The sequence below is a fragment of the Duganella fentianensis genome (assembly GCF_009857835.1).
Taxonomy (GTDB): domain Bacteria; phylum Pseudomonadota; class Gammaproteobacteria; order Burkholderiales; family Burkholderiaceae_D; genus Rugamonas; species Rugamonas fentianensis.
In genome coordinates, this window is record NZ_WWCL01000004.1 from 146279 (window position 1) to 158530 (window position 12252).

The window sequence follows — 12252 nt, forward strand, 5'->3', positions numbered from 1 at the left end:
CAAAATGACGACTGCAAACATGGCTGCCGCAATGGCCTCGGCTACGGCCACGGACACCGGGGCGAGTGGCGCCACGCCGGCGCGCGACTATGCCGCCATCGCTGCCGAATTCGCCGAACGCATACGCTTGGCCAGCGCCACCGCTACCCCGCTTTGCCTGCGCGGCAGCGGTAGCAAGGACTGGTATGGCCAGCTGCCGCAAGGCGAAGTGCTCGATACCCGCGCTTATGCGGGCGTGGTGTCCTACGAACCGACGGAACTGGTGATTACTGTACGTTGCGGTACGCCGCTGGCCGAGATCGAAGCGCTGCTGGCCGAACACCAGCAGATGCTGGCGTTCGAGCCGCCCCGCTTCGGCGCAGGTTCGACCATAGGCGGGGTAGTGGCGAGTGCGCTGTCCGGCCCGCGCCGTGCCAGTGCGGGTGCCGTGCGTGATTTCGTGCTGGGTGCTGTGCTGATGGACGGGCAGGGCACCATGCTGCGCTTCGGCGGACAGGTGATGAAAAACGTGGCCGGTTACGATGTGTCGCGCCTGCTGGCCGGCTCGCTCGGTACGCTGGGCCTGATTCTCGAAGTTTCGCTCAAGGTGCTGCCGCTGCCTCTGTGCGAAACCAGCTTGCGTTTCGAACTGAGCGAGATCGACGCGCTGCGCCGCCTGAATGAATGGGCTGGCCAGCCTTTGCCGATTTCGGCCAGTTGCTGGTATCAGGGCGTGCTGGCAGTGCGCCTGTCCGGTGCGCAGGCCGCCGTGGCGGCAGCGCAGCAGCGCATGGGCGGCGTGCCGCTCGAACACGCCGACGCTTTCTGGACCGCATTGCGTGACCAGACCCACCCGCACTTCAGCGCTGGCTGTTTGTGGCGGCTGTCGCTGCCCTCTGCGGCCAGCGCCGTGATCCTCGGCGGTGAACAGCTGATCGAATGGGGCGGGGCACAGCGCTGGCTGAAAACGGCGGCATGCGATGAAGCGCAGGAGGAAGCGATACGCCGCACGGTGGCCGCTGCCGGCGGCCATGCCACGCTGTACCGTAGCGAGCATAAGCCAGTCAGCGTATTCCATCCGCTCAGCGCGCCGCTGATGCGCATCCATGAACGGCTGAAAGCATCGTTTGATCCGGCCGGTATCTTCAACCCCGGCCGCATGTACTGAGAGCGCCATGCAGACTAATCTCGCTGACTTCATCCGCAACACCCGCGAAGGCGAAGAGGCCGATGCCATCCTGCGCGCCTGCGTGCACTGCGGCTTCTGCACGGCCACCTGTCCGACCTATCAGCTACTCGGTGATGAACTCGATGGCCCGCGTGGCCGCATCTACCTGATCAAGCAGGTGCTGGAAGGCGCGCCGGTCACGGCCAAGACCCAGCAGCATCTGGACCGCTGCCTGACTTGCCGCAATTGCGAAACCACCTGCCCGTCCGGCGTGAAGTACAGCCGTCTGGTCGATATCGGCCGCAAGGTGGTGGAGCAGCGCGTGCAGCGGCCTTTCATGGAGCGCATGCAGCGCTTGCTGGTACGCGAAGGCGTGTCGCGCAAGGCCGTGTTTGGTGCAGCGCTGGCGGCAGGCCGGCTGGTCAAGCCGCTGCTGTCGCCGGCCATGCAGGACAAGCTGCCGGTGCGGCAGCCTGCCGGAGTCTGGCCCGCGCGCAGCCATGCGCGCAAGATGCTGGTGCTGGATGGCTGCGCCCAGCCGGCCATGGCACCGAATATCAACGCTGCCACGGCGCGCGTGCTCGATGCGCTGGGCGTGCAGCTGCTGGTGGCGCCCCGTGCCGGCTGTTGCGGTGCTTTGCGCCATCACCTCAACGAGCATGAGGCAGCGCTCGATGATATGCGGCGCAACGTCGATGCATGGTGGCCCATGCTGCAGGATGGCACGGTAGAAGCCATCGTGATGACGGCGTCCGGCTGCGGTGCCACCGTCAAGGATTACGGCCATCTGCTGGCGCACGATGCAGCCTATGCCGCCAGGGCGCAGCAGGTCGCCGCTGCCACGCGCGACCTGAGCGAGGTGCTGGCGGAATTCGAAGCGGAACTGGCGCTGCGTACGCGTCTGAACGAACGGGTGGCCTACCACCCGCCATGCACGCTGCAGCACGGCCAGCAGATACGCGGCAAGGTGGAAGCGATACTGCGTGCGGTCGGGGTGGATGTGGTGCTGTGTGCCGATAGCCATCTGTGCTGCGGCTCGGCCGGCAGTTATTCGCTGCTGCAGCCGGAACTCTCGCGCCAGCTACGTGACCGCAAGCTGGCCAGTCTGGCCGATACGGGCGCCAGCACCATCGTTTCGGCCAATGTGGGCTGTAGCGCCCACCTGCAGACTGGCACACAGACGCCCGTCATGCACTGGATAGAATTGCTGGACCGGGCGCTGAACTAGCTTTGCTGGAAGGCTGGAATCTGGCTCGTGCCCAGTGCATGTTCGTGGTGCAGATTGACGATGGGCGGTAGTTGCGCAGCGGCCTGCCATACATCGGCGCTGCCGAAGTTGTCCACCCATGGCTGCACTTCGCTGGGCGGCATGGGGCGCGCAATGCCGTAGCCCTGTACCAGATCGCAGCCGAGGCGCATCAGCATGGCGCCGTGTTCTATCGTCTCCACGCCTTCGGCGATCACGCCCAGTCCGAAGGAACGGGCCAGCCCGATCACGGCGCTGACCAGATGCAGGTCGTCGCGGTCCACCAGCATATTGCGCACAAAGCTCTGGTCTATCTTCAGCACATCGGCTGGCAGCCGTTTGAGGTAGGACATGGACGAATAGCCGGTGCCGAAATCATCGAGTGCAAAGCTGATACCCAGCGCCTGACAGTCCAGCATGATGTTGCGTACATGGGCCATATCGCTGAGGGCAGACGACTCCAGTATCTCCAGTTCCAGCATATGGGCCGGCACGTCGGGGTATTCGGCCAGTATGGTTTTCAGCTTGGGCACGAAGTCGGGACGCTGGAAGTGGCGCGCCGCGATGTTCACGCTGACCACCCACTCGGCGTCGTAGCTGCGCCACTGCTGCAGCTGGCGCAGCGCTTCGCGCAGCACCCATTCGCCAATATCGACGATCACATCGCTATGCTCGACGATGGGCAGGAATTCCATCGGTCCGACGATGCCGCGCTCCGGATGGGCCCAGCGCACCAGCGCTTCCATGCCGATGATGCGGCCTTTGCGCATATCGAGCTTGGGCTGGTAGTACAGCCGCAGTTCGCCGGCGCGCACGGCGGCGCGTACTTCGGTGCGGCGGTTGTGGTGGGTACGTACCTGCTCGTCCAGATCGGCATCGAAGAAGTGGGCGCGGTTGCGGCCCGTGATCTTGGCCTGATACAGCGCCTGGTCGGCCTGGCGCAGCAGGCTGTCGGCACTGACTTCGCTGCCGCCATAGATGGTCACGCCGGCACTGGCCGACATGCTGACCTGCTGGCCGTTGCACAGATAGGGGCGCGACAGTTCGGCCAGCAGGCGCTCCAGTGCCTTTTCGGTGGCCAGCCTATCATCGAGCCGGGGCAGCAGCATGACGAATTCGTCGCCGCCCAGACGGGCCACATAATGGCGCGGGCCGGCAAAGTCATGCAGCCGGCTGGCTGCCTGTTTCAGCACTTCGTCGCCAATGTGCTGGCCCAGCGTATCGTTGACCTGCTGGAAGCGGTCCAGATCGAACAAGCAGACGGCCAGCGGATAGTGTTCTTCGCGGGCGTGGAATACTTCCTGCTCGAAGCGGGTAGTCAGGGCCGTGCGGTTGGGCAGGCCGGTCAGCACGTCATGGCTGCTCTGCCACGAAATCTGCTGCATCAGCTGGCGCCGTTCCGTCACATCGCGGAACACCAGTATGGCACCCTGTATTTCGTCCGCGCCCGAGCGGATGGCATTGGCCGTGTATTCCACCGTGTAGAGCTGGCCATTGCGGTTGCGCATGCTCTGGTTGCCCACCTTGATGACGGAGCTGCCAGCGTAGATGGCGGCCATGGATTTGAGCAGGGAATGCTGGCCGAAGTTATTCGCCAGCACAAACACCTGATGCAGCTCCATGCCGCGTGCGTGTTCCTGCTGCCAGCCCGTGAGCTGCTGCGCCATTACGTTGATGCTGGCGATGCGGCCCGACAGATCGGTGGTAATCACCGCATCGCCGATCGAGGCCAGCGTGACTTCGATGCGTTCCTTTTCCGTCTGCAGCGTGGCCTGTACCTGCAGGGTCTGGGTTAGCTGGGCACTGAGCTGGCTCTGGCTTTGCTGCAGCTTGTGCACCAATGACTGCATGCGCTGGGCCATGTTGTTAAAGCTGATGGCCAGGGTGCGGGCTTCCAGCGTGCCGGAGACGGGCAGGCGCACACCGTAGTCGCCATCCTGAAAACGTGCCGTGCCATCGGTTACGCGGCGCAGCATGCGGGTGTTGGCGTAGATGAGCAGGCCAAGCAGGGTGTAGATGATGATGATGTTTCCGGTCGTGATGATGGCCTGCTGGCGCAGCGTGCGCCACACCTGCGTCAGCGGCAGGGTAGGGACAAAGCTCAGTACCAGCCTGGCATTGCCCAGATCGAGCGTGCGCTGCTGCGGGGTGATGCCGCCCAGACGGGCAAACCAGGCCGGATATTCGGCCTGCGTGGGCTGGCTGCGCAGCGCTTCCAGATGGCCGCCCGGATAATCGAGGTGGGCGGCGGCCAGATCGGCCTCCAGCAGCATGGCGCTGGCCAGCGTGTTATCGAGGGCGGTGCGGTCGCGTACTTTTAGCGACGGCTGCAGCGCCTTGTGCATATAGGTGACCAGATCGCTCGCATCGCGCTGGTAGCGCTGGTTGGCATACTCGGTCTCGTTGCCGTACAACATAGAGTAGCGCACGCTGAGCGCAATCACGATGATGATGAAGACGGGGATGAACATGCGCGCGTACATTCCCGTGCGCATCCAGCGCGACTGTATTTTTTCGAACAGCGTCATGGGCGCCGGTTTTCCTCGTGTGGTGGCATGGCGGCTTATTCTGCGAGCAGGGTTTCGATATCGGCGATCAGCTGTTCCGGTGTGGTGCTGGGCGCATAGCGCTTGTAGACACGGCCATCCTTACGCACGAGGAATTTGGTGAAGTTCCATTTGATGGTCTGCGTGCCGAGGATGCCGGGGGCATCCTTCTTGAGCCGCTGGAACAGCGGGTGGGCCTGATCGCCGTTGACGTCGATCTTGGCAAACAGGGGAAAGCTGACGCCGTAATTTTTTTCGCAGAAGGCGCCGATCTCGTCGGCCTGTCCCGGCTCCTGCTGGCCGAACTGGTTGCAGGGGAAACCGAGCACCGTCACGCCGCGCTCCTTGAATTGCTGGTAGACCGCTTCCAGCCCTTTGTACTGGGGCGTAAAGCCGCACTGGCTGGCGGTGTTGACGATCAGCAGAACCTGACCGCGGTATTGCTCCAGACTGGCCGGGGTGCCGGCCAGCGTATCGGCACTGTAGTCGAAAATAGTATTCATCAGATGATGCCCAGATGTTCGGTACCTGCGCTCAGGTCACGGTTACGTGCGGTTTTACTTTCCAGTTTGATGGCGAGGCGCAGATCGTTGACGGAATCGGCATTGCGCAGCGCATCTTCGTAGCTGATCAGTTCCGCTTCGTGCAGATCGAATAGCGACTGGTCGAAAGTCTGCATGCCCAGCTCGCGCGATTTTTTCATCAGCTCCTTGATGTCGTGGATCTGGCCTTTGAAGATCAGGTCCGAAATCAGCGGAGAATTGAGCAGGATTTCGATGGCTACTACGCGGCCCGCGCCTTCCTTGCGCGGAATCAGGCGCTGCGACACCATGCCTTTCAGGTTCAGTGACAGGTCCATCAGCAGCTGCTGGCGGCGTTCTTCGGGGAAGAAGTTGATGATGCGGTCCAGCGCCTGATTGGCACTGTTGGCGTGCAGCGTGGCCAGACACAGGTGGCCCGTTTCGGCAAAGGCGATGGCGTGGTCCATGGTTTCGCGGTCGCGGATTTCGCCGATCTGGATCACGTCCGGCGCCTGCCGCAGCGAATTTTTCAGCGCCACTTCCCAGTCTTCCGTATCGACGCCCACCTCGCGCTGGGTGACGATGCAGTTGCGGTGCGGGTGCACGTATTCGACCGGATCTTCGATGGTGATGATGTGGCCGTAGCTGTTTTCATTGCGGTGGCCCACCATGGCCGCCAGCGTGGTCGATTTGCCGGAACCGGTGGCGCCCACCATGATGACCAGACCGCGCTTGGCCATCACGATATCTTTCAGCACAGGCGGCAGGCCCAGGCTTTCCAGCTGCGGGATTTCCGTGTTAATCGTACGCAGCACCATGGCCACGGAACCCATCTGCACCAGAGCGGAAACGCGGAAGCGCCCCAGATCGCCGGGGCTGATGGCGAAGTTGGCTTCCTTGGTCAGCTCGAACGTCGCGGCCTGCTTGTCGTTCATGATGGAGCGGGCCAGATCAGTGGTGTGGGCGGCCGTCAGCGCCTGCGCCGAGACGGGCGTGAGCTTGCCGTCGATCTTGATGGCAGGCGGGAAGCCGGCCGTGATGAACAGGTCCGAACCCTTTTTGCTGGTCATCAGGCGCAACAGGTCGAACATGAATTTGGAGGCCTGATCGCGTTCCATGGTGCGTCCTGTCCTTGAGTATGGGATTAACCGGGGAAGTTATCGGGCGACTTGGCTGCGCTACGTGCCGCCGCTGCGCTGATCACATTACGCCGCACCAGATCGCTGAGGTTCTGGTCCAGCGTCTGCATGCCCACATTGCTGCCGGTCTGGATGGCCGAATACATCTGCGCTACCTTGGCTTCGCGGATCAGGTTACGGATGGCCGGCGTGGCCACCATGATCTCGTGTGCGGCCACGCGGCCACTGCCATCCTTGGTTTTCAGCAGGGTCTGGGAAATCACTGCCTGCAGCGATTCCGACAGCATGGCACGGACCATTTCTTTTTCGTCGGCCGGGAACACGTCGACGATACGGTCGATAGTCTTGGCGGCCGATGAGGTGTGCAGGGTGCCGAATACGAGGTGGCCCGTCTCGGCAGCCGACAGGGCCAGACGGATGGTTTCCAGATCGCGCATCTCGCCGATCAGAATGGCATCGGGGTCTTCGCGCAGCGCCGAGCGTAGCGCGTTATTGAACGACAGCGTGTGCGGTCCCACTTCGCGCTGATTGATCAGGCATTTTTTCGATTCGTGCACGAATTCGATAGGGTCTTCGATGGTCAGAATATGGCCATACTCGTTTTCGTTGAGATGGTTGACCATGGCGGCCAGCGTGGTGGATTTACCGGAACCGGTCGGTCCCGTTACCAGCACCAGACCGCGCGGCTTGAGCGAGAAGTCGGCGAAGATCTTGGGCGCGTTGAGTTCTTCCAGCGTCAGGATCTTGGACGGGATGGTACGCAGCACGGCAGAAGCGCCGCGCTCCTGATTGTAGGCATTCACCCGGAAACGGGCCAGACCGGGAATCGAGAAGGAGAAATCGCACTCCAGCATTTCCTCGTAAGCCTTGCGCTGGGCATCGTTCATGATGTCATAGATCATGCTGTGCACGTCTTTGTGCTCGAGCGGCGGCAGATTGATGCGGCGCACGTCGCCGTGCACCCGTATCATGGGCGGCAAACCGGCGGAAAGGTGCAGGTCCGAGGCCTTGTTCTTGACGGAGAATGCGAGTAGCTCGGTGATGTCCATTTATAATTCCTGTGCCTGACATGGTGGAGCGTCTTCATGACGCTTGCCGGTTTACAACCTTTATCTACTGATTATGTCTCTGATTCCCCAGAACTTGCAAGCGATCGCCACCACAATTGTTGCCGCAGCACAAGAATCCGGTCGACCTGCCGAATCCGTGCAACTACTGGCCGTGTCCAAGACCTTTGGTGCCGATGCCGTGCTGGAAGCGGTGGCAGCCGGGCAGCGCGCGTTTGGCGAGAATTATCTGCAGGAAGGGGTGGACAAGATCAAGGCTGTGCAGGATGCCGGCGCGCCCAAACTGGAATGGCATTTCATCGGCCCCATCCAGAGCAACAAGACGCGGCCTATCGCCGAGCATTTCGACTGGGTGCACACGGTGGAGCGCGAAAAAATCGCCCAGCGCCTGTCCGAGCAGCGCCCGGCCGGGCTGGCACCGCTGCAGATCTGTTTGCAGGTAAATATCAGCGGGGAGGCCAGCAAAAGCGGCGTGACCCCGCAAGAACTTTCAGCGCTGGCCCACAAGGTTGCCGCGCTACCCAATCTGACCTTGCGTGGCCTGATGGCGATCCCTGAGCCGGTCGAGGACTATGCCCAGCAGCGTGCGGCGTTTGCCGCGCTGCGGGCGCTGTACCAGCAGTTGCGCGCCGAAGGACTGGCGCTCGATACCCTGTCGATGGGCATGTCGGCCGATCTGCGCGCCGCCATCGTGGAGGGTGCCACCATCGTGCGGGTAGGCAGCGCCATTTTCGGATCACGAAATTATCACAAGGCCTGAGTATGTCGAATATGACAAGTATGAAAATAGCATTTATCGGCGGCGGCAATATGGCTTCCGCCCTGATCGCGGGGCTGGCCAACAAGCTGACGGCCGGTGCGCATATCCATGTGGCCGACCCGAGCGCAGAAGCGCTGGCGCGGCTGCAGCAGCAGTTCGGTGTGACGACGGCGGAGCAGGCCGATGCCGTCGCTGCTGCCGCCGACGTCATAGTGCTGGCGGTGAAGCCGCAAGCCATGCGCGCCGTCGCGGCCCAGTTGCTGCCTTTGCTGCAGGCTGTGCCTGGCCGTCAGCCGCTGATCGTATCGATTGCGGCCGGCATCCGTGGCGCCGATCTGTCGCGCTGGCTGGGGGGCTATGGCGCCATCGTGCGCTGCATGCCGAACACGCCCGCGCTGATCGGCATGGGCATCACTGGCATGGTGGCTACGGCCGGTGTGAGCGCTGCGCAGAAGCAGGCGGCCGACCATATTCTGCGTGCCGTCGGCCCTACCGTGTGGCTCGACGATGAAGCCCAGATCGATGCGGTGACGGCGGTTTCCGGCAGTGGCCCGGCCTATGTGTTCTACTTCATCGAAGCCATGCAGCAGGCGGCGCAGGAAATGGGTCTGAGTGCCGAACAGGGCAAGCAGCTGGCCATGGCCACCTTTACGGGCGCAGCGCAACTGGCGCAACAGTCGGACGAGCCGGTAACGCTGCTGCGCGAACGCGTCACGTCCAAAGGCGGCACCACCTATGCCGCGCTGACCAGCATGGAAGCGTCCGGCGTGAAGCCGGCGATTATTCAGGCGATGAAGGCGGCCGCAGCACGCGGCAAGGAAATGGGCGACGAACTGGGCGCCGCCAGCTAGGAAAAATCCCGTGTGCCGCCGCGCGGCAGCGCAGCCGGGCGGCGCGGCACACGGCCTTAGGCTCAGGGCCGGTCGCAGCCCTGTTTCATGGCAGCGATCCACTCCTTGATCAGCGCCACGCCTTCGCGGTGCACCGAGCCGCGCCCCAGTTCCGGCATCATCACGCCCGTCTCGGCGCTGTTCAGGCGATACACCATGATCGAATCATCCGGTTTGCCCGGATAGATGCCGAACGTATGCCCGCCCGTACCGGCGCCTGCTGCCACAGGTGGCTTGCACAGTCCCAGATGCAGATTGGCCGGCGCGCCCATATTCAGATGCAGTGCCGTGGTATTCGCTGCGCCCTTGTCGTTATGGCAGTGGGCGCAGTTGATGTCGAGGTAGGCGCGCGCACGCGCATCGAGCGGCTGGCCGCTGTCGCGCCAGTTGGCGTTGCGCGGCACAGTCTTGGCGGGATCTTGCGGCAAGCCTGTCAGGTAGCCCATCCTGGCCAGATAGCTGAGCTGGTTACTGCTCACACCATCGTAGCTATAGTCGCGGTTCATATGGCGCGCTTTCGGGCCTATGGGCTGGAACTGGCGCGATTTGATGTCGGCCACGTGGCAGGCCGCGCACTGGTTCACATTCGGCACCACATAGGTCAGCGGCTTGCGGGTCTGATCTTCGTGCAGCACTTCGACGGGGATCTGCTCGCCCGTGCGCGCCAGCACGGCATCAGTCTGATCGGCATTCCACACATAGGGCAGGGCAATCCAGCCATCGGCGCGGCGTACCAGCAAGCGGGTTTCCACCAGCCGCACATTGGCCAGGTCTAAGCGGTCGCCGCCATTGCGGCTGCTATCGTAAGTGGCCAGTACGGCTTTGCCGCCGCCCGCTTCTTTCGGATAGTAGAAGGTCTTGCTGATGATGGTGCCGACCGGGAAGTTGAACGTGTTCTCGGCGTCATAGGTCGCGCTCACGCCTTTCGGCATCCAGATGGTGCGCAGCTTCTGGGCGTAGTCGGTGAACAGCGGAGTGTTCAGATCGTAAGGCACTACGCCAGCGTTCAGATTCAGCCGGCCGCTATTGACGGCCATCAGGTGCCAGTCACTGAGCTTGGCCGGATTGCCCTCGGTGATGAAGCTCACTTCAGGCTGGCTGCGCGTGCAGCCGCTCAACACCAGCGCAGCAGCAGCAGCGGCCATGCCCAACAGCGCCGTGGCAACGGCGCCCTGTTTCCACCGCCACCGCATCACGATTGTGCCGCCAGCTGGGTAATCGAGACGGCCGGCAGTTTGGCCAGTTCGCAGCGGAACGGTGCACTATCCTTGCTCGGGTTTTTGTATTTGTTGGGGCCATCGGCGTTGAGCACTTCCGCATCGTTCTGTATGCAGATGCGCTGCTCGGCCGGTAGCTGGCCTTTGACCAGCAGCTTGGTATCCACATAGCCATCCCACAGCACATCTGGCATATGGCCGCTCAGGCCATACATGGCGATCTTCAGGGCCTTCAGGTCCAGCCCGTCAGGCGAATCGCCGCCGCCTTTGAAGCGGTTGCCGTAGACGTAGATGGCTTTCGGATACGGGTCGTAATTGCTGGCCACGCCCTTTTCCGTGAAGTAGCCGGTCGAGTGGTAGCTGGAAATGATCACGTTGGCCGTCTGGTTGTCCGTCACGTCGTTATCGAAAATCTCCACTTTGGAATTGGAGTTGATGACGATGCCGGAACCGGCCGGCACGCTGGCCACAGCCGTACCGCGGGCCGCGAAGTTGCCCAGATTATTCTTGTCCACCTTGTTCTTGAACACGCGCGTGCTATGGCCGGGCTGCGACAGGTTGGGCATGTTGAACACCAGGATGCCACCCGTGTTATTGGTGGCCACGTTGTCGTACACGTCAGCATTTACGGTGTTTTCGATTTCGATGCCGGCCACATTTTGCTCGGCGCGCGAACGGCGTACCACTACGCCGTTCGACTGGCCCACATAGATGCCGGCGTCCGATGCGGCGATGGCCACGCAGTCTTCGATCAGCACATTGCGCGTCTTGACGGGGTAGATGCCGTACGCGCCGTTGGTGACTTTGGAGCCGCCCGTCCACTGCACTTTGACTTTGCGGATGGTGATGTTGTCGCCGTCATTGATTTTCAGGCCATCGCCTTTGGAGTCTTCGATGGTCAGGCCTTCGATGGTGAAGTTGCTGGCGTACACCAGCATGCCTTCGGGACCGGCTACCTGATCCTTGAACGAGAGTATGGTCTTGTCCATGCCTGCGCCCCGTATGGTGACGCCGTTGGCGCGCAAGGTCAGGCCGCTGGTCAGGTGGTAACTGCCGGCCGGAATGTCGATCACGCTGCCGGGCTTGGCATCGAGCAGCTGTTCCTGCAATTTCTTCTGGAACGCCGCATCGGCGCTGACCTTGTCGGCGCTCGGTGGCGCTTCGGATTTGCTGCAAGCGACCAGCGCTGCACTGACGGCGCCACAGATGGCGAGTGCGCGTAAAGCCTTAACCATATCATCCCCTCGTTGTTGGTTTTGTTTGATATTTAAAGCAATGCCAGCCGAGTATAGAGCATGTCTAAGGGTCAACGTTGTATCATTTCACATCACGCTGTGGCGTGGCTACGACAGAATGAAACTAGTGTAAGACCGGGAGGGGAGACATGACGAGCCGACGGATATTCATGCTGGGCAGTTGCGCTGCGGCGCTGGCGGCCCTGGCCACGCGTCGCGCGCTGGCCGAGGATCGCCAGCCTCTGCAGGAGGACGAGCCGCAGGCGCGCGAGTTCAGCTATGTGAACAATGCGAGCAAAGTCGATCCGAAAAAATTCCCCGATTTCAAACCGGGAGACCGCTGCAGCAAATGCCAGATCTATGAAGACGGCCCGGACGAGATGGGTGGTTGCCCGCTGTTCCCCAAGCGTCTGGTAGCGGCGGCGGGCTGGTGCACGTCCTTCGGCTAAGGAATACAGGCGGGCTCTGCCCCCATCCCCGACCT

Annotated in this window: 11 protein-coding genes; 5 read left to right on the forward strand and 6 right to left on the reverse strand. The window is 62.3% G+C overall.

Features of this window, described 5'->3' with window-relative positions:
- The first annotated feature begins 4 nt into the window (after nucleotides 1-4).
- Both glcE and glcF read left to right on the forward strand, forming a co-directional pair.
- A complete protein-coding gene (gene glcE / locus GTP23_RS17735) occupies nucleotides 5-1147 on the forward strand; it encodes a glycolate oxidase subunit GlcE (RefSeq protein ID WP_229256158.1) in 1143 nt (380 codons plus the stop codon).
- Nucleotides 1148-1154: 7 nt separating this feature from the next.
- Nucleotides 1155-2375, forward strand: coding sequence for a glycolate oxidase subunit GlcF (gene glcF / locus GTP23_RS17740; protein ID WP_161036353.1), 1221 nt, complete (start codon nucleotides 1155-1157; stop codon nucleotides 2373-2375).
- Here the strand turns inward: glcF and GTP23_RS17745 are convergent.
- From GTP23_RS17745 to GTP23_RS17760, 4 genes are read right to left on the reverse strand one after another with little or no spacing between them, the layout of a single operon-like run.
- Nucleotides 2372-4921 (reverse strand): EAL domain-containing protein, encoded by a 2550-nt coding sequence (locus tag GTP23_RS17745; RefSeq protein WP_229256159.1) that lies wholly within the window; start codon nucleotides 4919-4921, stop codon nucleotides 2372-2374. The two genes, glcF and GTP23_RS17745, sit on opposite strands and share 4 nt — an antisense overlap.
- Nucleotides 4922-4956: 35 nt before the next feature.
- On the reverse strand, nucleotides 4957-5442 hold the full coding sequence (locus GTP23_RS17750; protein WP_161036354.1) for a glutathione peroxidase: 486 nt from the start codon (nucleotides 5440-5442) through the stop codon (nucleotides 4957-4959).
- On the reverse strand, nucleotides 5442-6578 hold the full coding sequence (locus GTP23_RS17755; RefSeq protein ID WP_155434290.1) for a PilT/PilU family type 4a pilus ATPase: 1137 nt from the start codon (nucleotides 6576-6578) through the stop codon (nucleotides 5442-5444). The genes GTP23_RS17750 and GTP23_RS17755 overlap by 1 nt, the downstream gene beginning before the upstream one ends.
- A gap of 26 nt (nucleotides 6579-6604) precedes the next feature.
- Nucleotides 6605-7648, reverse strand: a complete 1044-nt coding sequence (locus GTP23_RS17760) for a type IV pilus twitching motility protein PilT (RefSeq protein ID WP_155434291.1) — start codon at nucleotides 7646-7648, stop codon at nucleotides 6605-6607.
- 73 nt (nucleotides 7649-7721) lie between these two features.
- On the opposite strand from GTP23_RS17760, the gene GTP23_RS17765 reads away from it, so the two are divergent.
- Both GTP23_RS17765 and proC read left to right on the forward strand, forming a co-directional pair.
- Nucleotides 7722-8426, forward strand: a complete 705-nt coding sequence (locus GTP23_RS17765) for a YggS family pyridoxal phosphate-dependent enzyme (protein ID WP_161036355.1) — start codon at nucleotides 7722-7724, stop codon at nucleotides 8424-8426.
- 20 nt (nucleotides 8427-8446) lie between these two features.
- On the forward strand, nucleotides 8447-9277 hold the full coding sequence (proC, locus tag GTP23_RS17770) for a pyrroline-5-carboxylate reductase (RefSeq protein ID WP_161036356.1): 831 nt from the start codon (nucleotides 8447-8449) through the stop codon (nucleotides 9275-9277).
- Between the two features lie 62 nt (nucleotides 9278-9339).
- Here proC and GTP23_RS17775 read toward each other — a convergent pair whose 3' ends face one another.
- Both GTP23_RS17775 and GTP23_RS17780 read right to left on the reverse strand, forming a co-directional pair.
- Nucleotides 9340-10509, reverse strand: a complete 1170-nt coding sequence (locus GTP23_RS17775; RefSeq protein ID WP_161036800.1) for an SO2930 family diheme c-type cytochrome — start codon at nucleotides 10507-10509, stop codon at nucleotides 9340-9342.
- On the reverse strand, nucleotides 10509-11768 hold the full coding sequence (locus GTP23_RS17780) for a parallel beta-helix domain-containing protein (RefSeq protein ID WP_161036357.1): 1260 nt from the start codon (nucleotides 11766-11768) through the stop codon (nucleotides 10509-10511). The genes GTP23_RS17775 and GTP23_RS17780 overlap by 1 nt, the downstream gene beginning before the upstream one ends.
- Nucleotides 11769-11917: 149 nt before the next feature.
- Here GTP23_RS17780 and GTP23_RS17785 point away from each other — a divergent pair, with 149 nt between their 5' ends.
- The gene (locus GTP23_RS17785) at nucleotides 11918-12217 is read left to right on the forward strand and encodes a high-potential iron-sulfur protein (RefSeq protein ID WP_161036358.1); all 300 of its coding nucleotides are present in this window, start codon (nucleotides 11918-11920) and stop codon (nucleotides 12215-12217) included.
- Nucleotides 12218-12252 lie beyond the last annotated feature (35 nt).

Coding starts and splice junctions, on each gene's coding strand:
- proC (WP_161036356.1), top strand. CDS start 8,447: ATGAAAATAGCATTTATCGGCGGCGGCAATATGGCTTCCGCCCTGATC.
- glcF (WP_161036353.1), top strand. CDS start 1,155: ATGCAGACTAATCTCGCTGACTTCATCCGCAACACCCGCGAAGGCGAA.
- GTP23_RS17785 (WP_161036358.1), top strand. CDS start 11,918: ATGACGAGCCGACGGATATTCATGCTGGGCAGTTGCGCTGCGGCGCTG.
- GTP23_RS17760 (WP_155434291.1), bottom strand. CDS start 7,648: ATGGACATCACCGAGCTACTCGCATTCTCCGTCAAGAACAAGGCCTCG.
- GTP23_RS17765 (WP_161036355.1), top strand. CDS start 7,722: ATGTCTCTGATTCCCCAGAACTTGCAAGCGATCGCCACCACAATTGTT.
- GTP23_RS17745 (WP_229256159.1), bottom strand. CDS start 4,921: ATGACGCTGTTCGAAAAAATACAGTCGCGCTGGATGCGCACGGGAATG.
- GTP23_RS17780 (WP_161036357.1), bottom strand. CDS start 11,768: ATGGTTAAGGCTTTACGCGCACTCGCCATCTGTGGCGCCGTCAGTGCA.
- glcE (WP_229256158.1), top strand. CDS start 5: ATGACGACTGCAAACATGGCTGCCGCAATGGCCTCGGCTACGGCCACG.
- GTP23_RS17755 (WP_155434290.1), bottom strand. CDS start 6,578: ATGGAACGCGATCAGGCCTCCAAATTCATGTTCGACCTGTTGCGCCTG.
- GTP23_RS17750 (WP_161036354.1), bottom strand. CDS start 5,442: ATGAATACTATTTTCGACTACAGTGCCGATACGCTGGCCGGCACCCCG.
- GTP23_RS17775 (WP_161036800.1), bottom strand. CDS start 10,509: ATGCGGTGGCGGTGGAAACAGGGCGCCGTTGCCACGGCGCTGTTGGGC.